The 22,676-nt window shown below is 42.6% G+C and carries 19 protein-coding genes; 4 read left to right on the top strand and 15 right to left on the bottom strand.

Going from position 1 to position 22,676, the window contains the following annotated elements; all coding sequences use genetic code 11:
• Window positions 1-331: 331 nt before the first annotated feature.
• From BMY63_RS09790 to BMY63_RS09725, 14 genes are all read right to left on the bottom strand, one after another.
• Window positions 332-1,339 carry a 6-bladed beta-propeller gene (locus BMY63_RS09790; protein WP_091916341.1) on the bottom strand — a complete coding sequence of 336 codons (1,008 nt, stop codon included), beginning with the start codon at window positions 1,337-1,339 and terminating at the stop codon, window positions 332-334.
• Between the two features lie 494 nt (window positions 1,340-1,833).
• The gene (locus BMY63_RS09785; protein WP_091916339.1) at window positions 1,834-2,907 is read right to left on the bottom strand and encodes a hypothetical protein; all 1,074 of its coding nucleotides are present in this window, start codon (window positions 2,905-2,907) and stop codon (window positions 1,834-1,836) included.
• Window positions 2,908-3,309: 402 nt separating this feature from the next.
• The gene (locus BMY63_RS09780) at window positions 3,310-4,383 is read right to left on the bottom strand and encodes an efflux RND transporter periplasmic adaptor subunit (protein WP_091916338.1); all 1,074 of its coding nucleotides are present in this window, start codon (window positions 4,381-4,383) and stop codon (window positions 3,310-3,312) included.
• Window positions 4,384-4,400: 17 nt separating this feature from the next.
• Window positions 4,401-5,873 (bottom strand): TolC family protein, encoded by a 1,473-nt coding sequence (locus BMY63_RS09775; RefSeq protein ID WP_091916337.1) that lies wholly within the window; start codon window positions 5,871-5,873, stop codon window positions 4,401-4,403.
• Window positions 5,870-6,430: a hypothetical protein gene (locus tag BMY63_RS09770; RefSeq protein WP_143065770.1), complete on the bottom strand. Its 561-nt coding sequence runs from the start codon at window positions 6,428-6,430 to the stop codon at window positions 5,870-5,872. Before BMY63_RS09770 ends, BMY63_RS09775 begins: the two co-directional genes overlap by 4 nt.
• A gap of 20 nt (window positions 6,431-6,450) precedes the next feature.
• The gene (locus tag BMY63_RS09765; protein ID WP_091916319.1) at window positions 6,451-8,115 is read right to left on the bottom strand and encodes an O-antigen ligase family protein; all 1,665 of its coding nucleotides are present in this window, start codon (window positions 8,113-8,115) and stop codon (window positions 6,451-6,453) included.
• A 4-nt stretch (window positions 8,116-8,119) separates the two neighbouring features.
• Window positions 8,120-8,995 carry a signal peptidase I gene (gene lepB, locus BMY63_RS09760; protein ID WP_091902352.1) on the bottom strand — a complete coding sequence of 292 codons (876 nt, stop codon included), beginning with the start codon at window positions 8,993-8,995 and terminating at the stop codon, window positions 8,120-8,122.
• Window positions 8,982-9,443: a MauE/DoxX family redox-associated membrane protein gene (locus BMY63_RS12530; RefSeq protein WP_091916318.1), complete on the bottom strand. Its 462-nt coding sequence runs from the start codon at window positions 9,441-9,443 to the stop codon at window positions 8,982-8,984. The genes lepB and BMY63_RS12530 overlap by 14 nt, the downstream gene beginning before the upstream one ends.
• Window positions 9,444-9,466: 23 nt before the next feature.
• A complete protein-coding gene (locus BMY63_RS09750) occupies window positions 9,467-9,838 on the bottom strand; it encodes a hypothetical protein (RefSeq protein ID WP_091916317.1) in 372 nt (123 codons plus the stop codon).
• A gap of 196 nt (window positions 9,839-10,034) precedes the next feature.
• Window positions 10,035-11,504 carry a hypothetical protein gene (locus BMY63_RS09745; protein WP_143065769.1) on the bottom strand — a complete coding sequence of 490 codons (1,470 nt, stop codon included), beginning with the start codon at window positions 11,502-11,504 and terminating at the stop codon, window positions 10,035-10,037.
• Between the two features lie 229 nt (window positions 11,505-11,733).
• Window positions 11,734-13,278 (bottom strand): hypothetical protein, encoded by a 1,545-nt coding sequence (locus BMY63_RS09740; protein WP_091916315.1) that lies wholly within the window; start codon window positions 13,276-13,278, stop codon window positions 11,734-11,736.
• A 185-nt stretch (window positions 13,279-13,463) separates the two neighbouring features.
• On the bottom strand, window positions 13,464-15,038 hold the full coding sequence (locus BMY63_RS09735) for a hypothetical protein (RefSeq protein ID WP_143065768.1): 1,575 nt from the start codon (window positions 15,036-15,038) through the stop codon (window positions 13,464-13,466).
• A gap of 269 nt (window positions 15,039-15,307) precedes the next feature.
• Window positions 15,308-15,985: a tRNA (guanosine(37)-N1)-methyltransferase TrmD gene (gene trmD, locus BMY63_RS09730; RefSeq protein WP_091902342.1), complete on the bottom strand. Its 678-nt coding sequence runs from the start codon at window positions 15,983-15,985 to the stop codon at window positions 15,308-15,310.
• A complete protein-coding gene (locus BMY63_RS09725) occupies window positions 15,982-16,827 on the bottom strand; it encodes a patatin-like phospholipase family protein (protein ID WP_091902340.1) in 846 nt (281 codons plus the stop codon). The genes trmD and BMY63_RS09725 overlap by 4 nt, the downstream gene beginning before the upstream one ends.
• Window positions 16,828-17,107: 280 nt before the next feature.
• Between BMY63_RS09725 and BMY63_RS09720 the strand changes: the two genes are divergently transcribed.
• Both BMY63_RS09720 and BMY63_RS09715 read left to right on the top strand, forming a co-directional pair.
• On the top strand, window positions 17,108-17,752 hold the full coding sequence (locus tag BMY63_RS09720; RefSeq protein WP_091902338.1) for a porin family protein: 645 nt from the start codon (window positions 17,108-17,110) through the stop codon (window positions 17,750-17,752).
• Window positions 17,753-17,758: 6 nt separating this feature from the next.
• Window positions 17,759-18,760, top strand: coding sequence for a hypothetical protein (locus BMY63_RS09715; protein WP_143065767.1), 1,002 nt, complete (start codon window positions 17,759-17,761; stop codon window positions 18,758-18,760).
• An 18-nt stretch (window positions 18,761-18,778) separates the two neighbouring features.
• Here the strand turns inward: BMY63_RS09715 and ligA are convergent, their stop codons facing one another.
• Window positions 18,779-20,773 (bottom strand): NAD-dependent DNA ligase LigA, encoded by a 1,995-nt coding sequence (gene ligA, locus BMY63_RS09710; protein WP_091916314.1) that lies wholly within the window; start codon window positions 20,771-20,773, stop codon window positions 18,779-18,781.
• A gap of 457 nt (window positions 20,774-21,230) precedes the next feature.
• On the opposite strand from ligA, the gene BMY63_RS09705 reads away from it, so the two are divergent.
• Together BMY63_RS09705 and BMY63_RS09700 are read left to right on the top strand one after the other, a co-directional pair.
• Window positions 21,231-21,737, top strand: a complete 507-nt coding sequence (locus BMY63_RS09705; RefSeq protein ID WP_143065766.1) for a hypothetical protein — start codon at window positions 21,231-21,233, stop codon at window positions 21,735-21,737.
• Window positions 21,734-22,648: a DMT family transporter gene (locus tag BMY63_RS09700; protein WP_091902328.1), complete on the top strand. Its 915-nt coding sequence runs from the start codon at window positions 21,734-21,736 to the stop codon at window positions 22,646-22,648. Before BMY63_RS09705 ends, BMY63_RS09700 begins: the two co-directional genes overlap by 4 nt.
• Window positions 22,649-22,676 lie beyond the last annotated feature (28 nt).

Raw genomic sequence — 22,676 nt, 5'->3', positions numbered from 1 at the left:
GTATTGCTAATATACTTACACGACGAACAATCCCTAATTTGGGCTCCGTGCATATGAATATGAATCTTGAAGCAATCGAAAACTCTGGTTGGGTTTCCTTCCGATTTCGACAGCGCCTCAACATTCTGAGTCAGCAGACCATTCTCACATGCATTTGACTGGAGAACTTTTGTGCCAACGAACGTTGCGATGGCAACTGCTGCAATGCATGACAGCGTAATTACTTTCTTTTTCATAAATAAATTGTTTAAAGAGTTAATAATATGGGCATATGCCCTTTTCTTTAGTTATTACTATGTTTTTATTCTTGTGTTATCAGTGAGATTGGACATCATTCTGGTCTAATATTGTATTTAATGAGTATCATGTTTTTATTATCATTTTGGATGTCATATATTCCATAAAGAGCTCCGTCATAATATACAATAGGGTAAAATGGATGTCGTAATCGAGTGTTAACTAGTCCAGATATAGAAGTGGCCTTTTGTTCGTTATATACGTTTGTTAATACAAACTCGGAAAGATACAACGTTATGACATATTGTGATGTTACAAATGATCGAATATGCATATTGCCATGCAATGGATTTGCCTTAGATGCGTTCTTATCATTAGTAATCTTTCCGAATTCAATAGAGTATATAGGTAGCACGTTCCCGTTTTCCCATTTATATATTATATTTGATGCAGGTTCTGCAAAGAAGACGCTCCCATTGTCATCTTTCGAGAAGAATCTATCCGTCATCATGCTCTCTTCTTTCATCTCCGTGGAGAGAAAACTGTTAATGACATTTCCTTTTTCATCGATAAGTACAATTCTCTTTAGATCATTAGTCGGATTCATATTGCACAACAGAAATCCATCTGGTACTTTTGCAAAATCTATAGAAGGAAACTCTAACTGTATTCTGTTTTTGTAATCCAGATTTTTGTCATATACTATGATACTACTACCTTGAAAGTCCAAAACATATACATTATCATGATCAACACAGATTGATGTGGGATTTATATATTCGCCATGACCATGGCCAGTCTTTTTGATCTTTTTTTCTTGGAGTCCAGTATTCAAATTGAACTTCCAAATGGAATTAGCCTTATCCAATATATATGCATTCGAGTCGGATAAGCACATGTCTTGTACTTCCCCCATGTGTTCTATGGCATTTGGTTGTAATAGTATTGAGTCGATTGACGTAACAAAACTGTCAATCAACAATTCCGTGTTTTTATCTCCAGAAATGTTAATTGTAGTGCCATTAAAGGCCTGATTGTTAACGGCACAACCTGCAAAGATGGTTGAGCAGGTGAATATGCATACAAGAATCTTATTATTCATTTTAATAGTTGTTACAGAAGTGTTGTAAAGCACAAAGATATCGGTCACAGGACGAACTGCACCATACACCTTTGTGCCTTTTATTTACTTTATTAGTGAATCATACTTAATATCCACCAGAGCAGCAGGAACTACAACTATGGCTGTGGCACCCGCTACTAGAGTTGGGATTCTGCCAGCATGTAGCAGAACATCCGGATGGTACAAGCTGATAACCAGAACTGCCGTAATATACTCGCTTATAACAAGTAATATGCATACTACTATATCCAATCCTACCACCTATGTCACCACCGAGGTATCCAAAATCGCCCTGGCATAAAGCCTCAACATTCTGAGCTAAAAGACCATTTTCGTATGCATTTGACTGGAATGTCTTAGTGCCAACGAACGTAGCGATGGCAACAGCTGCAATGCATGACAGCATAATTACTTTTTTCTTCATAAATAAATTGTTTAAAATGTTAATAATATACAAGGCATGTGCCCTTTTTCTATTTATCATTGTTTAAACTGTACATCCAAATTTCCTCTTCTCCTGACTCTTGATTATTGGTGAATAGATATAGAGTGTTATTGTCATCAGAGACCTTTATATATTGTCCCTGCTTATCAAGTATTAAGGTCTTTTTCAAAGTTCCATTCCAATCGTAAACCTCAATGGTGTTACCAAAACTGTAAAAGAAATTATTTACAATCTCCTGTTTAGATAAAAGTGCATATATGTATTTTGAAGTTGCGTCAATGAACAATCCATTCCCACTTCTTTTGTTTATCCGATAATTCCGATCATTTTGGCATTCATAATTTGGGAGTTCCGAATACAGTTCTTTTAATACTTTTACAGACCTTCCCTCTATAGTGAAAATAAATGCGAATCTTTCTTCTCCACACATATAGATAAAGCGATCTTTTTGATTGCTAAATATTCGGCAATTATCGGTATATATAGAGTGTTTGGCAAGACTGTCCCCCTGAACGCCGTCTGAAGGCCAGTATTCCAAAGGGGTCAGAGTCTGGTTTTTGAAATCAACCACAGACATGATATGCCCAATCGCATTGTATGGTGCGCCTGGCACCAAGATTGTTGAATCGGATAGAGATACAAATGCATAACAGATACATCTAAAGGGAGGGAAAGTTGTCAGAGCGTATTTCTTCCACATCTTAGAGTCCTTGATAGAGTCAATACAATTTGTGCTGGTTATGTGTGTTATTGACAACAGACTGTTATAGTATGTAGGAAAATCTAAAATGTAAAGTGTTGAGTTTTTCCCTTTAGCAATGGCAATATTATGGAACTCATCATTTCCATTTCCAACACGAAAAGCATTTTGCGAGCCACTGAGATAATCATCAGTGAGTGAACTGATAACGCATCTCTCCGTTGCAGAATTAGAATATGAGAATAGATAATCATCGCACATTAATATGGGGAACAAGCTATGATAAGCAGAGTCTGTCTTGACAAGGGTTCCTTGAAGTTTGACCTCGCTCTTATTCTGATTAGATGTACATGAGCAGATAATACCTATTAATGTCACTATTGCATAAATCTTGTTTTGCATATATATATATTATTTGCGGAAACACGGACCCCATTCTTTCATGTTAAAGTGTTCTTTGCAGAAGAACAGGATCCGTGTCTCTCAATTAAAGAAATTTGGTATCACAATATCAAATACGATGAAAACCCCACATAGTGCAAACGCCGTAATTATAGTAACCAGTTATACAATTGAATGTACAGCTCAAGCCCCCACTAGCACATGGAATGTTGACTGCTTCAGCTTGGCTTAATGCCTCAACATTCTGTTTCAGTAGACCATTTTCATATGCATTTGACTGGAGAGCCTTTGTGCCAACGAACGTTGCGATGGCAACAGCTGCAATGCATGACAGCGTAATTACTTTTTTCTTCATAAATAAAGTGTTTAAAATGTTAATAATATACGGGCTTATGCCCTTCTTTAGTTATCGTTAAGTTTCACATTTGTTCCATCAGCCAGATTGAGATTACCAGAGATGATAATAATATCACCTGCATGGATCTCTGTTTCTTTCCGTTGGCATCCTGTGATGGCATAGGAATTGATGTTGGAATAAAGCACATCTACATATGTCCAGACGGCTTGTCCATCTTTGTAGATAAAGACAACATGATAGCCATCACGCTCCACAACAGCATCCTTTGGAACTACAAACATGTTTCGGAGTTGTTCTTCTACGATAACCCGTACATTCATGCCGTCAATCAACGTGTTGTCTTTGTTGGTCAGTCTTGCCATGACTTTCACAAGGCCTTTGTCATCAACGAGTGGGTTAATCTCAGTAATAACACCTTCGATAGTCAAACTGTCAGAGACAAAAGGGGATACTTTGATATGCTGTCCCTTCCGGATGATTGCCAGTTCTGCCTCCAGGATCTTGAACTCTACCTCAAATTGCGAATCGTCGATCAATGTACAGATTTTATCATTGCACTGGTACGGTCTGGCTTCTAAGTCGGCAATCCGACCACTGAAGGGGGCATAGAGGTTACATTCTGTTAGAGCCGTTTTGGCAGACTGCAATTGATATTTGGCCGTGAAATAGCCTGATGTTACCTCAGCTCGCTTCATGACATCCTCTGGGACTCCCTTCAGTGAGGCGTCATAGCCTAAACCTATCAGTTTATCAGTCAATTCCACTTTGGCACGTTCCAGTTCTTTTTCCGCTTTTTCGATTTCTCGCACTCTCTCACGTTTGTCAAGAGATGCGATGAGTGCGCCTTTGGCAACGTGCATTCCTTCTTTAACATAGATATTCATAGTTACACCCTGTGATGTGAAACTCAACTCACTCTTGGCTTTGGCTCTCAACCGTCCATTACAGACTATCTGCTTGTCAAAAGTTGACGTTCGGAGTTCCATGGTGTCTACATATGTCTCATTCATAGCCTGTTGACGCTTCTCTATCTCTGCGGATGACTCTTCCTTCTTGCCGCCACAAGCAACAAGTGCGAAACATGCGAATGCAAGGATATATGTCGTAAATCTATTCATATCTCGTTAATCTTTTTTTACTTTCCGTTGTCGATGATGGAATCAAAGTCTGCACTTAAATCCCGATGACTGACCCAGTCGTAAAGGGTTGTCTTTCGTAGATTATAATAATTCGTCCAGAATGTATGAAGCTGACGAATGTATTGTGCTTTTGCATTCTCTGATTCCTGTTGAGCTGTGTTCAGGTCGGTTACGGTAACGGTTCCTGCTTCGAACCGCTGTTTGGTGATGCCGTAGCGCTCATCGGCAATATCCTGTGCTCTCAGCGCATTCTGGCATTGGCTTGACTGTATGTTGAACTGAAGCACGTTGGTTCTAATATCCTGCATATAGGTTTCATGGGCCTGTTCAAGTTGGGTCTTGGTGACTTCCAGATCGGCTTCTGCCATCTTTACTCGGCCTTTGCTGACTCCCCAGTCGAATATAGGTAGATAAACAGTCAGTCCAATAATCTCGTTGTTCTTCAGGTCCCGATATGCGTTGTTGAAGTGGTTGGCCGTCTGATTAAAACCAATCTCACTGTTCAATTGTACTTGTAAACCTTTGTTTGCCTTTGCTTGTGCCAATAGCATCTCCGATTCCAACCTTTTTATTTTCTGCTGGAGGGTGTGGGTAGAGTTGGCAAGGGCCTTTTGCAGGATGTCATCCGCATTGACACAAATATCTGGAATAGAATAAGGAGGTATAAGGTCGATCTTATCATAGTCGAACATCCTCAGATAGGAAAACAATTGGAATTTCTGACTTTTCAATGTCAGTTCGTTGTTATTGGCATCCACTTGTGCATTGAGCAGAGACAATTCCAGTTGTAATAGCTCGCTCTTTGTGATAGTACCTAGATCCAGTCGCTTCTTGGCAATCTCAAACAGATATTGTCTGTCTTTCAACGTGCTGACGCTCTGCTGATAAGTGGACTGGGCTGCCAGTACCTCAAAGAACAAGCGCACCGCTTCGATGGCCACCTCTTCCATATTCTCTAGATATGTTCGCTTGGCATTCTCGTATTTTAATGGTTCCGTTTTCTTTTGCCATTTCAGGCTGTTATATGCCCTTAGAGGCTGGGTATAGCTTAGTCGTATGGGTTGAGAGTTATATATCTTGGAGTCATAGCTGAACTGGTCCAACCGGTAGAGATACGATTGTACGGACAGTTTACCTCCCAACGGTACAATGTTCTGGTCAACCGACAGCGATACGCTGTTACCCATGGAGTTGTTCTCTACAAAAGATATCCGTCCATCGTCGGAGTTCCTGGCTTCCACCATCGATCGATCGAACTGGAGCAGTCCTCCCGACAGACTCACTGCTGGCAACAATTCTGCGCGGAAGGATCTGTAACTCCAGTACTGGCTCATAAAACTGAGACGAGCCACCATGGCATCATAGGAGTTCTCCTGTGCTATCTGAATAGCAGAGGAAAGTGTCAGTTGCTGAGCAGGACAACTGATACACCCTAAAAACAGAATTATGATAAAACTCCGATGCCTCATTTCTTCTTTTCCTCAAGCATATGATGAAGTAATTGTTCTATTTCATTATTGCGAACAGGATCCCCGACTAATACGACATGATTATCCTTGTCTAATAACATGACATGCATGATGTTCGATTCTGGGAAAGAAGGATTCTTCTTACGGAACATTCCCTTTCTGTCAATGAAGATGGATCTATTGAAATCTGCCACTAAGAATCTGTTCTTTACTTCTTCTGAGATACTATCACTTTCAACAATAATCGTCAAAGTAATAGACGGTTCTAGTTTCCAGGCTCTTGCTAATACAGTTTCCCATTCCTGATGGTGACCCGCATAGCATGGTGTACATTGTGAGCTATCCACATATGCCAGGAATTGATACTTGGCCTTTGACGATAGATAAGCGGAGTCGATAACCAGTGTGTCCATATCAGAAGTAGGAATATCTATAACACTGGCATACAATTCGTTGAGTTGCTTGTTGATTTTCTCTTTACGATTGTTGCATGATAAAAGCCCCAGCATAAGTAAACATGCGGGTAAAATGATAAGTTTCGATAGTTGCTTGTTCATATTTTTTAATTATTCGTTTATTATTTATTGAGAATCGTTCTTGCTTTGTCTTTCATTTCTTTTGTTGCGGGCGACACCACTTTTTCCTTGAAGGATATGACTCGTTGAGCCATCTCCTTTTCTTTCGTAATATCTCCTTTCTTTTCATATAGGAGCATGAGACGATAGAGCGGATAGATACGATTCGGCATGATGCCAAATGCCTTTTGGTAGGCTTGTTCTGCCTTTTGGTATAAATTCATTTGGAGATAGTTGTTGCCTTGAATTACATAAAACATGGGGTCATTACTGATAAGTGTGCCTAAGCGTAAGACGGCATTACTGTCAGTGTATCTCCCATTTTCTGATAATGTTTTTCCAAAATCGAATAGAAAGTATGGGTTACCTCGGAGCAATGGCAGGATTTCATAATGTGCTTTGATTAATGCAGAATGTTTTATTCCTGCTGTCATCCAATAGTCACTGTCTGCCTTTGCTCTTATTGTAATATGATGATGTGCAAAACCGGATAAAAGAAGGATGCCCCCAAAAGCGCCAATAGGTATGAGATATCTTCTGGAAAAACTGTTCCGTATTGGTGCAGTCTCAGTATATCCTTTGTTTGTAGCGCCGTAGGCAGCTATCACGACGAAGAGAATCTGATAAGGAAGTTGCTCAAGCGGATATGAAAACATGGAGGAAATCAATAAACTGAGTAAACCAATTCCCAGAGCCTTCCCTTTTTCCTTCAATTGGAGAAATAGCAAGATGATCAGAACTATAGCAAAGGCCAGGCCGACGAGTCCTTGTTCAACTCCAACGTATAGCAATTCGTTGAATGCAGACATTAATACGTCTGTACTCTCCACGTTGAATGTGGGATGTTGTTGACAGAACAGAGCAAGGCCTTCCGCATATTGATGAAAGAAACTTCCAATTCCACTGCCCCATATCGGTGAGTGATAGATGTTTAATAAGGAAACCAGATAGATGATGGAGCGACCATCGGCAGAACCTTGCTTAAGGAAATAAAATACTGCCGCTATGCAAAGAGCACCTATGGCAACCCACCACCGCCATCTTTTCCATTGTTCCCAATAGATGATAGCAAGGCAGACGGCTGCAGATAGCAAGGCCGCACGACTCCACGTCGCAGGCAGTAGAATGGCAAAGATTAGTGGAATCCAATAAGGCTTCTTTGCCTGACATGACATCACTAATCCCATACTGAGGATAGCTGAGTATGGACCAGGGTTCAGAAAAGTACCGGTTAGTGCGTAGAAGTTGTGTCTACTGGTCCCGTTCACCAATTGAAGACCTCCAATAAGTACCTCATAGAAAGCACAAAGCAAGATACCCCAGACAATAATCTTCTCTGAAATACTTGCAGAAGAGAGTATCAGGCGTAATCCGATATAGAGGGCAAGCATCTGCATCGTTCGTAGGCAGAACGATGCACAAGGGTAGGTGGTATCCATGCCTGCTCGTATCATGACATATCCAAACCAAAGGAGTACAACCACATCTATTGTGCTGATAGCTAATTGTTGTTTTTGCAAGAAAAAGATTAAAAGGGCAACGGCGGAAACTACGCAAATGGTCTTGATAAGGTGGATATCCGTCTCACTCCATCTTTGCTCAACTGGTTGTATGACGAACCAAAGTAGAATACCAATGCACAATATGACCAGTATCTTATATTTCATGATTTTAAACTCTTTTTAGTGTGCGTCCTTTTCGATGTTTGCCTGTTTGGGAATCCACGGAATAGGAAATATATTTTACAACGCCCACGATATATTCCTCTGGCACCAGTCCCCAGTATCGAGAATCGTTAGAGTCGCTAGCGTTGTCTCCTGCCATAAAATAATAGTTATGCAGGAATTGATGAAACTTCAGTTCCTTTCCATTAGCCCATACTTTGTTTTCCTCCCAACTGAAGTCAATCTTCTTTCCTGTCTCCCATTCGAGTAACATTCGATAAAGGCATGCCTCGTGAGGTGTAATCTTGATGATGTCCCCACTTCGAGGAATATATAACGGGCCAAATTGATGAATGGTCCACGGAATTCTCTCGTCATAAGGCGTTGTGTGCAGCAGAAAGTCAAGTGTGCTATCCGGTATATTAGCAAGATCGTCTTGTTTTTTCTTGTTGCCAAGTACACCGTCGAAGTTATTGTTTACATAATGCCCATCAATAATACTAAGGCTATCGCCAGGTAGGGCGACACATCTTTTGCAGTAAACTTCATTGATAACAAAACTGAGGTGCTTCTCATGCTCGGGGAAGTTGAAGACTACGATGTCATTCAGTTGGATAGTCCGAGTTCCTCGCGTGCGCCAACATTTAAGTTCGCCTCCTTCTGGCTTAAAATTGAAGTCGGAATAGATGCGTGCGCCCATGATAGTTTTGTCTACCAACACTCTGTCGCCAGGCATTAGAGTAGGCAGCATGGATTCTGTGGGTATCACAAACTGGTCGAACAGCATCACCCTAGTACCTAACCATGCAAGACATGTTAGGATGAAAGCCAGCAGGATCCCCCATAACCATTTGACGATACCACAAGATTTATCCATTCTCATATCGTGATTTGCGATATATGGATGTCTGCCATAGGTGTATGGCAAGAAGGATTAATGACAGCCCCAACAATACGATATTCTTATAGAAAGAGCTGGCTGGAGTGAAGTGAATCAGTTCGCCAAAGCATCCACAAGATTCAATACCGCCATACAAATCTGTATAATTGATATATGTAATATATACAAAGAACGCCATGACGGCTGGATATACCCATATCAAAACTCTCTGGCATGGTTTGATAAATGCTCCAATACCAATCAAGAATTCGAAAGCGCAGATGGTGATGGCAAATAGTCGAGTATAACTATACAACCCATCTATTCCCAGCAGACCACAATAGGAATTGATGACCAGTGAGAACGATGGGATGTTGATTGCTTTTGATATTGCTGAAAAAATGAATATCGCTCCGAAAGCGAAAAATAGGATTTGTTTCAGATGTTTCACCTTAATATTATATATGGAGAATATCAAAAGGTAACGCTTCCGTTTTTGTAGATTAGTGTACCATATATCATATGGTCTACAACATCTTGTGGTAGCGTGATGATGGTAATTTGTGTTGGCATATATATCATCTTGCTGTAAGGAATAGTGTTGCTTCCATTACGGTAGATGAGAATGTGACCACGCTCTAACGGCTTACTTGATAAAACAATAATGGAGTTGCCAGAAACGTGGACATAAACTTCTGTGCCCACACCTAGAGCCTTTCTAGGCTTGTCATGCACCCCTCCAATACCAGAAGATTCACCTCCCTCTTCTGGATGAAATGGACTTGCAGATACACCAAGTGTCAAAAATGCGGCTAAGGCAATAATAAGAAATCGTTTCGTATTCATAACTTTTATAGTTTTTGTTATGGCAAATATACGACACGATTTCTTTGTTGCCTAATTTTTGAGTTGACAATGAGTTGACAAATGGTGGATAGCACCTTTCATGTTACAAATATTAAAGAATATGATACGGAAAGAAAAGAAAGATGTGAAAAGCTATATCTGTATCGGTATTAATATAATTCTGCAGTTCAGATAGTTATTTATGATTTATCATATGTATATTGTGGTAGTGTACTGGGGTTAAACGTTGAACATATAGCTTTTCGGTATAACTCTCGAGATCTACGTCAATAGAATTCTCGAAGTCACCTTCTATTTCATTAACATACACACATGGCATCTTTTCTGCGTATCTTTCTGGAATCTCCGAGAAATTGGAAATAAAGATAATCTTAGAATCGTCATTTAGAAAAGGAATAAGATACGCATGCTTCCACGTCATTTCTCCTTTAATGAAAATCGGAGCATTTGTGTCTTTAATATCTTTGAATAGAACAGAAATATACGCATCGTCCAGATGTTCAACAATAGATCTTTTACCATTGAATTGAATCAATGATAATACTAGTAGTGTAACAGCGGTAGCAGGTAATACTAATTTGGGAATTCCCAAATCCCCCATGCTAATATAGCCGAGAGCAAAGATTGGGAATAAGGGAGCGACATACCGCAGGAATTTCATGTCAATGGGAACAAGGTACATAATCACAAAGAATGTAATCAGGTTGATAACAGCGATAACAGGTAATATGGGAGATATGTGCTCTTTCGTCTCCTTCGCAAATGCTGTACAGATTATAGCAATAACAGTAAGCTGACAGAATAATCCGAAGAATACATTTGTAAAAGTGAGTTTTAATATGGCGTTTTTCATGGCAACGATATTCGCAAGAAAAACAGAGGATTGCAGATTATTAGTGGCATCCTGCTCCCGGTATCCCAGATTCCCGAAATCAAAGTACAGGAGTTTGGCGACAATCAGAGCAGCAATAAACATCATGATGAAGAATCCGAGCAGGCGGTAGTCTTTCTTCCTAATGCAATAAATGATAATGAATAAGCCGTAGAACCCAATTAGTATCAGGTTGATATAAGCGGCAAGCATGGTTAAGGCGAGAGTGACAGAGCCAACAGCAAGGGTTTTCTTCGTTTCAATAGTCTCTCCAGCTTGCTTGGCCTGAATACAGCAAGTAACGAAATACGTCAGAATAATCACAAAGGTCTGCTGCAACTCATACGGACGCATAAAAACGGTGAGTGATAGACTTGCCGGATTGATGAATGCAATGAGAAGACCAAGTGACAGAAGGACCCAATGGTCCGTAAAACGTCGTATCAGCAGAGCCATAAAGAAGAACGATATGGCAAAGAACACCACGTTCAAAAGGCATCCTCGCCAATAGATATAATTCAGATTGCTTGTCTTAACACCAGTAAACCATAATCTGAAAAGCGAATAGTAGAAATTGGAATGCGGCGCATCCCTGTTCACCTGGTGCATGTGGTAGACATCGCTCAGGGCATCCTTTACGCTTGCGTTATCCCAAAGGGAGATGTCCTTCAGCTCTTTTGCTGTATATTCATGGTTGAGTTCGTAATTCTTACTCCAGAAACCGTATTCGTTCCTGTTGCTGATAGAAATACTAATCGCTTCGTCTGCGTGCATACTTTTTTTCTGGCCGATGTAGTAGATCCTTATTCCGAGAAGCACTACAAAGATAACGAGGATGCTTATCCATTGTGATTTTGAATGACAGATAGTCATAGGTCGTTTCATTTTAGTTAATTATCTGTTGTTATTAAATGTCTAATGATTTAGAGCGGGGTTAAACTACGAGAACGTTATTATCTATATAAATAGAAATACACGATAGACAACATATGCCTTTGTATCATTATCTGGTAATCCTATATATGTCATGATACATTATGGAATTAAGTCGTTGGATGAACAGATTCTTGTCCTCAAAATAATAACCGAAATCATTTCCTTGTTGATCGATATAAATACAAGGCATCTTATCTGTGTACTTTTCTGGGATTTCCGAGAAATTGGAAACAAAGATAATCTTAGAGTCATCATTTAGGTAGGGAATGACACAAGCAAACTTCCACATCGTATTTCCTCTTAGGAAAATCGGCGAATCAGTATTCTGGAGTTCTCTATAAAGATGTATATAAGAATCATCCAAATGTTCTACAATAGATCTTTTGCCATTGAATTGAATAAGTGAGAATATTAATAGTAGTGCTGCGATGGTTGGTAATACGAATTTGGGAATTCTCCTATTTCCTATACTTATATAACTAAGTGCAAAGATTGGGAATATGGGAGCGACATACCGCAGGAATTTCATGTCAACGGGAATAAGGTACATAATCACAAAGAATACAATCAGGTTGATAACCGCTATAGCAGGTAATATGGGATATATATGAGCTTTTGCTTTTTTCACAAAAGCGGTACAGATTGTTGCAATAACAGTTAACAGGCAGAACAGTCCGAAGAAAATATTGCTAAAGAAGAGTTTTAATATGGCGTTTTTCATGGCAATGATATTCGCAAGAAAAACTGAGAATTGCAGATTATGAGTAGCATCCTGTTCCCGATATCCCAGATTCCCGAAATCAAAGTACAGGAGTTTGGCGACAATCAGAGCAGCAATAAACATCATGATGAAGAATCCAAGCAGGCGGTAGTCTTTCTTCCTAATGCAATAAATGATAATGAATAAGCCGTAGAACCCAATTAGTATCAGGTTGATATAAGCGGCAAGCATGGTTAAGGCGAGAGTGACAGAGCCAACAGCAAGGGTTTTCTTCGTTTCAATAGTCTCTCCAGCTTGTTTGGCCTGAATACAGCAAGTAACGAAATAGGTCAGAATAATCACGAAGGTCTGCTGCAACTCATACGGACGCATAAAAACGGTGAGTGATAGACTTGCCGGATTGATGAATGCAATGAGAAGACCAAGTGACAGAAGGCTCCAATGATCCGTAAAACGTCGTATCAGCAGAGCCATAAAGAAGAACGATATGGCAAAGAACACCACGTTCAAAAGGCATCCTCGCCAATAGATATAATTCAGATTGCTTGTCTTAACACCAGTAAACCATAATCTGAAGAGCGAATAGTAGAAATTGGAATGCGGCGCATCCCTGTTCACCTGGTGCATGTGATAGACATCGCTCAGGGCATCCTTTACGCTTGCGTTATCCCAAAGGGATATGTCCTTCAGCTCTTTTGCTGTATATTCATGGTTGAGTTCGTAGTTTTTACTCCAAAAACCGTATTCGTTCCTGTTGCTGATAGAAATGCTGAGCGGTTCGTCTACATACATACTTTTTTTCTGGCCGATGTAGTAGATCCTTATTCCGAGAAGCACTGCAAAGATAACGAGGATGCTTATCCATTGTGATTTTGAAGAGCTGATGGTCATAGGTTGATGTATTTTGAGTTTTAACGATACAAAAATATAATAAAATAATGAAACGACCTGTTTTTTGAGTTGACAAAGAGTTGACAAATGGTGGAAACAAGAACTGAGGTTACAAATCGCAATAAAAATGATAGGTTATATATGGTCTTCTCTAAGGATAGTCAGATCGTCTGGCGGAATTTGGATTATAACGAATGGATGAATTCGTCCCATTGTTCTCCGGTTCCCGATTCATTATAGCTTTTTCTATAGAGTCGTTTGCGTGTGTGAGTAACAGAACTCCTGGTGTGTGCAGTCAGAGTGGCTATCTGATAGGGACTGAATCCCATCTTGGTGAGCAGACAAAGGTGGTATTCGTATGGTGAGAAATCATATATGGCATACAACCGCTCCTTGAAATCCGGATAGTATTCATTGATGATAGTTTCAATCTGCAGCCATTCCGAATGATTCAGCGGCATGTCTTCTTCTAGTCTCATCATTACAGTGCGATATATTGATGAGGCCTTGATAATATCCTTTGTCCATTCCTTGCGGTCTTTTTCAGCTTTTGCAATGGCGTTCATGGCCTGATAACGTTTCTTATAAGCCTCTAGTTTCTCCAAAGCCTGTTGCTGTCCTTCATGCATAGCTGACATCTGCTTTTCCAGTTCTGCAATTTTCTTGTTATTCTCGATAATTGTTGCTTCACTTTTCTGTCTGATATCTCGCTGGATCATCTGTAGTTTAGCGATACGTTCCTGATCTTTCTTCTGTTTGTGATAGAAATAGTTATAGATAAACAGTCCAAGAAACAGGAAAAGGAGGAATAAGCCTATGAGTAAGATATCTCTTACCTGTTTATCTCTTTTCAGCTGGTTGTTCTTGGCCTCTTTCTTCTGGAGGTCATATAAGAAATGAACTTTTTGGAGCTCGTTAGACTTGGTAATCTTGGCTGTAGAGTCATTATATTGGATATACTTCCCATAATAATCCCGTGCTTTGTCTACATCTCCTCGTTTTAGATAGAGATCCGTCAACTTATTATAGGCGTATTCTTTGGCGAAAACATCACCGACTCGTTCCAATTGCTTTGCACATACCAAGAAAGAATCCATCTCATGACTGTTGTAATAGATGCTTGCCATGGTTTCGTAAACACTACTGCTATCGAGCAGGTGGATATTTTTGATAGGGTCTTGTATATAAAATTTAGCTTGTTCATATTCTTTCAAGTAGTTTAGAGTGTATGTAAGGTCTCTGGAAATTCTTATTCTGGCCTTAACATCTCCTGCTTGTTTGGCAAAATTGTAGGCTTTCCTAAGATATTTAATACACTCTTCGTATTCTCCCTGCCATTGACGAACAATGCCAAGATCTCGCAATCCCAACACTATATTGGTGCTGTCGTTTGTTTTTATACCGATGTCATAGGAGGCCCGGAAGCATCTTTCTGCCTCCTCGAATAGGGATTGGAAAAGATACAGATAGCCCATTTGGCTGTAGACGAAGGATTTCAAAGCGAGGTCGTCGTTTCCTTCCATCGCGTCAAGCGCTTTCTGAAAATATGAAAGAGAAACGGGCGCATCATTGAGGTCACTATACACGCGTCCGGCATAATAATAAGCGGTTGGTAGTAAGGACTTGTCACCTTCCTGTTCAAAATAACGAACCAATTCCTGGATGGAGTCGGTGGAAACATTCATCTGGTCTGTCTTGTCGTCGGCTTTGATGCGCAGGAGTTGGTAATAACGCTGGACGGTTTCTGGGGCTTGGGCCATATCTCCATCCATTTGTTTTAATACGATTACCGCACTATCTGGATTTTCGTTAGCTAATGCGTCGGCAGATCGCAAAGATTGTGGATATGGCTCTCCCTTGCAGGCCGTGATTAGAAGAACTAACCCCATGAGTGCCTGTCTAGTAAGCCTTATAGTATAGGATCTATTTGATAGTTTATGTAGATAATAAGTTAATAGCATCATAGATATCAGATGATAACGATATTGATAAAAACGATATGTGCGAGAAAGGGAGATTCTGTTGAAGTCTATTCCTTCAACAGATCCGGACGGAGACGACGGGTACGCTCCATAGCCTGGTTGAATTCCCATTCGCGGATCTTAGCTTCGTTGCCACTGAGTAGGATGTCGGGTACCTTCCAACCTTTATAGTCGGCAGGACGGGTGTAGATGGGAGCGGCCAGGATATCATCTTGGAAACAGTCGGAGAGGGCAGACTGCTCATCGCCGATAACCCCAGGAACCACTCGTACGACAGCATCGGCAATCATCGCAGCTACAAGTTCACCGCCTGTCAGTACAAAGTCGCCAATACTGATCTCACGCGTGATCAGATGGTCGCGCACCCGTTGGTCGATACCTTTATAGTGCCCAGCCAGGATAATCAGATTACCTTTCATCGAGAGCTCGTTGGCAATATGTTGATCGAAGCGCTCACCGTCAGGTGAGGTGAAGATGACCTCATCATAGTCGCGCTCGGCCTTCAGAGCGGAGATACAGCGGTCAATAGGCTCGCATTGCATCACCATGCCGGCTGTGCCACCATAAGGGTAGTCGTCGACACGACGCCATTTGTCAAGTGTATAGTCGCGAAGGTTGTGCAGGTGGATCTCCGCCAGTCCTTTCTTCTCGGCTCTAGCCAGAATAGATTCATGGACAAAACCCTCAATCATCTCTGGCAGTACAGTAATAATGTCTATTCTCATTGATAGAATGCTTTGATTTTATGAAGTTCTCTTTCTCCCATTTCTCTTCCCATCTCATAGATATGACGCATCTCGTCGGGGTTATGAGAGATGTGGCCGATGGGCAGCTTCTGGTCGGGACGTATTACCAGACAGCGTTTCTCTAGTTCAGCTTGGCGCACATACTCAAGCTGTTGATTATACATGATATGCCGTTGGTCCAGCGCCTTAATCAGGTTGGGATAGTTTCTGAGGGCTATCCGCATGAGTGGCATCAGACGATTATGTTCTTTAATATATCCTTCGGGTTGCGTCAAGATAACGACGTTGCGGTCGTAACCGATTTGCTCGAAATACGCCAAGGGTATGGAATCTGCCACACCTCCGTCAAGGATCTTCATTCCCTCCAGTTCGACCACTTTTGAAGCAAGTGGCATGGACGCGGAAGCACGAATCCAGTCATAGGTAAGAGGTGTGCTTTCGGTCAGTCGTTTGTAGATGGCCTTTCCTGTTGTCACATCTGTGCAAACAGCATAGAACTCCATCGGGTTCTCTTCAAAGGCTTTGTTGTCAAAGATATCGAACTGGGTCGGTATGATATGATAACCGAACTCTGCATTATAGAGATCACCGGTCTTCCACCATGACTGCCAACTGCAGTAGCGCTTGTCTCGGGCAAACCGCGTGTTGTAGCGGATGGCTCGTCCTGGCTGTCGTGACTTGTAATTGCAGCCAAAGGCTGCTCCCGCTGACACACCAATCAGACCATCGGGCTCGATGCCTGCTTCCATCATCACGTCGATGATGCCGCTGGTAAAGAGTCCTCGCATGGCGCCGCCTTCGAGTACAAGTCCTTTTTTCATGTGGTTAATGTTTCAATGTTCGCGCTCGTAGAGCGCAAAGATACAAAAAAAATAAGAATTATGAAAGAAGAATTAAGATATTTTATCTCTGCTTCGCACGGTTTCTCGTATTTTCTCTTTACTTTTGCATCGAGGTTTAGGGATTTTACTATGCTTGATTAGGGAATTTCCCTTTGTAAGTGATAGGAAACATTCTAATTTTGCACCCGATAACCATATTTAAATGAAGGAGTGTATGAAAAGATTTGAACAACACAGATTTGTAGGACGAAGAACTGTTATGTTGGTGCTAGCAGTTCTGCTTGCCATGCCTATGGCAGCACAGTATTACAGAAGTTCTCGTTATACCCGTCATGGACATTCCAATTACCATCGTTCATACTCAGAGATCTATTATGGTCTTCGCTTGGGCGTGAATGTGGCAACGGTGAATTCTGATGATCCTTTCTTAGATGGCGGAAGCGGACAGACAGGACTTGGGGTGGGGATGACCATTGGTTTCCAGTTGGCTCCGGCATCTCCCTTGTTCTTAGAGACTGGTCTCTCGTATATGGAAAAGGGTGGCGAAGGTAGATATGAACATGCTAAGTTCACTTATGGCCTGAACTATCTGGAGATTCCTCTGGTGATGAAGTATGCCTATGCTGTTGACCGTGACTTTAGTATCCAGCCTTTCTTCGGTGGCTATATGGGTGTCGGTGTAAGCGGAAAGATTAAAGACTTCGGTGTGCGAAAGGCTTATAGCTCATTCGATGACGAGGGATTCAAGCGGATGGACGCAGGTCTGCGACTGGGATGTGGTGTTCAGTATGATCACTTGTATGCAGAACTGGGTTATGACATCGGATTGGCCAATATCAGTCATGACTATTTCGACACCTCTCATACGGGCTGTTTCTTTGCCAATATCGGCGTCAATTTCTAAATAGTGATGATGTATAGGAGAATAGTCTCATTGGTAGGATTACTATTGGCGTCGGTAAGTGTCTGGGGGCAGGCACTTACCGATGCTAAGTGTATTTCTATGATGGGTGTTCCCTTGGAGGGGCCCGACTCGGTGTTCCTTCCGGCTTTGGAGGCCGCAGGCTTCAGGCAGACCACTGTCGATAATCCAGAACCTGATGCATATTATCTGATGGGTGATTTCTACGGCATCAAGTCGAACGTGATGGTGAATGTTGATGAGAAGACGAGATTGTTATCGTCGGTATTCGTCACTTGTGGACCATATCGAGTCAGAGAGTTATATGAGCGTAATCAGAAATACCTTCTCGGAAAACTGCAACGTGAGTGGGGGAATTTCAAGGCGAAGGGTGATGGCTCTCTCTATCTGTTGAATGACTATGGGTATATCCAACAGTCGACTTCCTTTGACGAGAACGGTGCTCACTCCATTCGCTATTTCTATCTGAACTCTTCACCTTACTTCAAGGATGCTGCCAATATGGGATTGAAGGGCATGGTACAGGAGGTGATTACTGAGAACCCAGTTGCAGAGAGCGGAATAGAACATTTCAGTGAGACGGGCATGTTGGCATCTGACGACATCGTAGACCGGATATACAACAAAGCCGGTTATCTGGTGAAGGCGGCTATGATTGAGAAAAGTGGTGACAAAAGTCAACTCTCATATGAATATGATGCTGATGGTTGCCTGGTGAAGCGTACGCTTGTCAATACCGCATCAGGTATCAGGTCTGTGAATGAGTATCAGTATAACAGTCGTAACGAGATCTCTTCACAGAGTCAGAAGGTGTTTGACAAGAACAATGAGTGTGTGCTGTCCATCAACATGAAGAACACCATCACGGAACGGGATGATAATGATAATTGGACACGGAACACATTAAGTCTGACCTATTGGGAGAAAGGACAACGTGCCCAGATGGCTAAGGTGGAACAGACACGTGTGATTAGCTACTGGGACGACTGAGAGGTCGGAGAAGAGCGTTTATGATATTAATTCAAGGAACTCGTCCTCGCTCATAATCTTAATTCCCAGCTTCTCTGCCTTCTGGAGTTTTGAGGGACCCATGTTCTCTCCGGCAAGGATAAACGAGGTCTTGCTGCTGACGCTTCCCACATTCTTTCCTCCATTTTGCTCTATGATCATCTTGTATTCATCACGACTGTGGTGGGTAAAGACACCGCTGATCACGATGCTCTGCCCTTCAAGTCTTGTTGAGAGCTGGGCATTGAGCGCTGAGATCTCCATTTGCAGACCGTAATTACGTAACCGCTCGATAATCTCGCGGTTCTTCTCGTCGTGGAAATAGGTGATGATACTCTTTGCCATCACCTCACCGATGCCTTCCACCTCTTGTAATTCTTCCAGACCGGCTTCCATCAGTGCGTCGATGTTCTTGAAATGACGAGCTAACAGACGGGCAGAGGTTTCTCCGACGAAACGGATACCAAGAGCAAATACAACCCGCTCGAAGGGCACGTCTTTAGAAGCGGCAATGCCATGAACGATCTTCTGGGCTGACTTCGTACGACTGCCGTCGCCATTGATTTGCTGAACTTCGATATCGTAGAGGTCTGCCACGTTTCTGATCAGCCCTTGACGGTAGTAGTCGTCAATGGTCTCTGGTCCCAGCGAGTCGATGTTCATCGCCTTTCGGGCAATAAAATGCTCGATACGTCCTTTGATCTGAGGAGGACAACCGGTGTCGTTGGGACAGTACCAGGCTGCCTCTCCCTCATAGCGTACTAAGGGAGTTCCGCACTCAGGACAGCGTTTGATGAACTGGATCGGTTGGGCGATGATCGGACGTTGGTCGATGTCGACACCTACGATCTTCGGAATAATCTCACCACCTTTTTCTACATATACGTAGTCGCCTATATGCAGGTCGAAAGAACGGATGAAGTCCTCGTTGTTCAGGGTTGCTCGTTTCACGGTTGTTCCTGCCAGTTGTACTGGCTCCATGTTGGCCACGGGGGTGATGGCTCCTGTGCGTCCCACCTGATAGGTGACCTCGTTCAACCTGGTACATGCACGCTCTGCCTTGAACTTATAGGCAATGGCCCAACGAGGACTCTTTGCCGTGAAACCGAGTGCGCGTTGCTGGCGCAGAGAGTTTACTTTCAGTACGATTCCGTCAGTCGCTACCGGCAGATCTTTTCGTGCCGAGTCCCAGTAGTTGATGAAATCGTATATCTCTTGTAGAGTATGTACCTTCTTCATCCCCTCGGAGATCTTGAATCCCCAATGACGGGCAGCCTCGAGATTCTCATAGTGACCTTCGGCAGGGAGTTCTTCGCCTAAGAGGTAGTAGAGGTATGCGTCGAGCTGACGACTGGCTACCAGACTGGACTTCTGACTTTTCAGGGTGCCGCTGGCGGCATTACGAGGGTTGGCGAATAAAGGTTCTTCGGCCGCCTCGCGCTCTTTGTTCAGTCGCTCAAAGACGGCCCAAGGCATCAGGATCTCACCACGAATCTCAAACTCATGGGGGTAACCTGTACCGGGAAGGACCAGGGGAATGGCGCGAATGGTCTTTACGTTGGCTGTTACATCGTCGCCTTGTACACCGTCGCCACGGGTGACGGCCTGTGTCAGTCGACCGTCTACATAAGTGAGGGAGATGCTTAGACCATCGTATTTCATCTCACAGCATACCTCGAATGGTTCTCCTGCCAGTCCTCTGCTGACACTCTCATACCATTCAGCAACATCCTGCTCGTTATAGGTGTTTGCCAATGAGAGCATCGGGTATCTGTGTGTTACCTGACGAAACTCCGCATTCAGATCACTGCCCACTCGTTGAGTGGGAGAGTTGGCATCGGCCATCTCAGGGTGCTTAGCCTCCAGATCTTGCAGCTCGTGCATGAGGAAGTCGAACTCCTGATCGCCTATCGTGGGCTGGTTCAGGACATAATATCTGTAGTTATGCTCATGCAGTTCCTGCCGCAGCTGTTCTATGCGCGCTTTCTCGTCCATCGTCTATGATTTTTCTGCAAAGATAATGAAAATAGAATGAAAAAAGAAATGATTGAAGAATTTTGTTCTCTCTTCGTGTCTCTGAGTTTCGTCCGTTCCTGTCAGACGACTATTACGCCGTCGCATAGAACATATAGGTTATTCCCATTCTGAATGCACTTTTGGTAAAGTGTCACGTCTTCGCTTAACTTGTTAGATATCTGTTTATGAGGAGAGGTGATATTCCTTGGGAATGTGTCATAGGCATCTCTTAAAGTAAAACAAGTTGTTTTACTGTCGTAGAGATTATCTTTATGACGTGAAAACCCCGGATCTATGATACCAAAACAACTTGTTTTGGTATTGCGAATGACGTCTCTCTGTTATGTATTCATGCGAGTCTTAAGAGGATACGATGCTCGGAAAAATCAAAAAACTTTTGTTTTTTCTCTTGCTTATTCGTATCTTTGTCGGCGTTATGATACCGATATTGCAGATTATACCTATCATGTGGCACGCTGTTCGGCCAAGTAGGGTCGGTGATATGCCTGCTGTTGTCAATCGATTCTGGCTTCGTAAGGGGTATGAGGGATTGACATTCTTCGGTACGATTCTGACGCCTTCCCAGGAGGAAGCTGATCGTTTCAATAACTCTCATGATCCTATGAAGAATCATGAGATGATTCATCTGCGTCAGGCACAGGCTACTGGTGACTCGTGGCTCCGTTTCTATCTATTATATATATGGTATTGGTTCTTCCTTTCCTGTTTCTGTGGATTAGCTGTTCGTCGTCAGCTAAGAAACGCTGCCTATCTTCTCAACCCTTTTGAGATGGAGGCTTACGATAGGATGAACGATCCTGATTATCTTGCTCAGTGCAAAGACGGGGCGACGGAGTGGCGCAAGTATGCCCGGATGTCTGTTAAGGAACGCCTCCGTCGATACCAGGAAATTCGTCAACAATTAAAACGTGATAAACGATGAAAAAGAATCTTTCTCGACAGAACCGAGTGCAGGCGCACGGCGCAATCTTCCTTGCTAATACGATTTTCGGACTTGGTGTCCCTGTAACCAAACTGCTGCTCAACGACTGGGTAACGCCTATGGGGTATATGGCTTCCCGGAGTCTCGGGGCCTGTCTAGTGTTCTGGCTAATCGCAGCATTCCTTCCGAAAGAAAAGGTGGAACGGAAGGATCTTGTCACGATTCTCATTGGAGGCCTGTTGGGGTTTGTTATCTCCCAGACCTTAACGGCATGGGCACTTGACTATACGAGTCCTGTGTATTTCTCGTTGATTGCCACGCTCACTCCTGTGGCTGTGATGCTCTGTGCTGCTTTGACCATCGGTGAAAGAATCACATCGATGAAGTTCGTCGGCGTGTTACTGGGTATCGGTGGTGCCGTCTTGATGGTTCTGATGAGTCAGTCGATGGGATCCGGGAAAAATGATCTGCTTGGTATCATCCTGGCTATCCTTAGTGTACTTACATGGGCTGTATACTTGATTATCACTCGTAATGTGGCTTCGAAGTATTCTCCGGTAACACAGATGAAATATGTGTTTCTGATCTCTGCTATCGTGACGGTGCCTATCGCTCTGCCAGAATTGTCACAGAATGCACTGTATACGCCAGCGTGGGATTGGTACGGTGTGCTTGAGATGGCCTTTATCGTACTGTGTGCCACGGCTCTCGGCTATTTCCTCATACCTTATGCGATGAAATATCTGCAGGCCACGACGGTATCTATCTATACCAACCTGCAGCCTGTCATTGCTTCCTTTGTCGCTATTATACTTGGACAGGATATCCTGACATGGGATAAACCTGTAGCAGGTATCCTTGTGTTGCTCAGTGCATATATTGTCACGGTTGTTACAGCAAAGGAAAAATAATGGATGAAGGTAAATAGAAAAATCCAGA

Source organism: Prevotella aff. ruminicola Tc2-24, from assembly GCF_900110895.1.
GTDB lineage: Bacteria > Bacteroidota > Bacteroidia > Bacteroidales > Bacteroidaceae > Prevotella.
Note: the sequence above shows the minus strand (reverse complement) of the source record. Positions and strands in the feature narration are given on the sequence as shown.

Excerpts from the sequence above, each read along its gene's own strand:
- BMY63_RS09770 (WP_143065770.1), bottom strand. The coding sequence starts at position 6,430 with ATGAACAAGCAACTATCGAAACTTATCATTTTACCCGCATGTTTACTT.
- BMY63_RS09720 (WP_091902338.1), top strand. The coding sequence starts at position 17,108 with ATGTTGGTGCTAGCAGTTCTGCTTGCCATGCCTATGGCAGCACAGTAT.
- BMY63_RS09740 (WP_091916315.1), bottom strand. The coding sequence starts at position 13,278 with ATGACCATCAGCTCTTCAAAATCACAATGGATAAGCATCCTCGTTATC.
- lepB (WP_091902352.1), bottom strand. The coding sequence starts at position 8,995 with ATGAGAATGGATAAATCTTGTGGTATCGTCAAATGGTTATGGGGGATC.
- BMY63_RS09780 (WP_091916338.1), bottom strand. The coding sequence starts at position 4,383 with ATGAATAGATTTACGACATATATCCTTGCATTCGCATGTTTCGCACTT.
- BMY63_RS09705 (WP_143065766.1), top strand. The coding sequence starts at position 21,231 with ATGATACCGATATTGCAGATTATACCTATCATGTGGCACGCTGTTCGG.
- BMY63_RS09745 (WP_143065769.1), bottom strand. The coding sequence starts at position 11,504 with ATGCACGCAGACGAAGCGATTAGTATTTCTATCAGCAACAGGAACGAA.
- BMY63_RS09715 (WP_143065767.1), top strand. The coding sequence starts at position 17,759 with ATGATGTATAGGAGAATAGTCTCATTGGTAGGATTACTATTGGCGTCG.
- BMY63_RS09735 (WP_143065768.1), bottom strand. The coding sequence starts at position 15,038 with ATGGCCCAAGCCCCAGAAACCGTCCAGCGTTATTACCAACTCCTGCGC.
- ligA (WP_091916314.1), bottom strand. The coding sequence starts at position 20,773 with ATGGACGAGAAAGCGCGCATAGAACAGCTGCGGCAGGAACTGCATGAG.
- BMY63_RS09785 (WP_091916339.1), bottom strand. The coding sequence starts at position 2,907 with ATGCAAAACAAGATTTATGCAATAGTGACATTAATAGGTATTATCTGC.
- BMY63_RS09775 (WP_091916337.1), bottom strand. The coding sequence starts at position 5,873 with ATGAGGCATCGGAGTTTTATCATAATTCTGTTTTTAGGGTGTATCAGT.
- BMY63_RS09700 (WP_091902328.1), top strand. The coding sequence starts at position 21,734 with ATGAAAAAGAATCTTTCTCGACAGAACCGAGTGCAGGCGCACGGCGCA.
- BMY63_RS09765 (WP_091916319.1), bottom strand. The coding sequence starts at position 8,115 with ATGAAATATAAGATACTGGTCATATTGTGCATTGGTATTCTACTTTGG.
- BMY63_RS09725 (WP_091902340.1), bottom strand. The coding sequence starts at position 16,827 with ATGAAAAAAGGACTTGTACTCGAAGGCGGCGCCATGCGAGGACTCTTT.
- trmD (WP_091902342.1), bottom strand. The coding sequence starts at position 15,985 with ATGAGAATAGACATTATTACTGTACTGCCAGAGATGATTGAGGGTTTT.
- BMY63_RS09750 (WP_091916317.1), bottom strand. The coding sequence starts at position 9,838 with ATGAATACGAAACGATTTCTTATTATTGCCTTAGCCGCATTTTTGACA.
- BMY63_RS09790 (WP_091916341.1), bottom strand. The coding sequence starts at position 1,339 with ATGAATAATAAGATTCTTGTATGCATATTCACCTGCTCAACCATCTTT.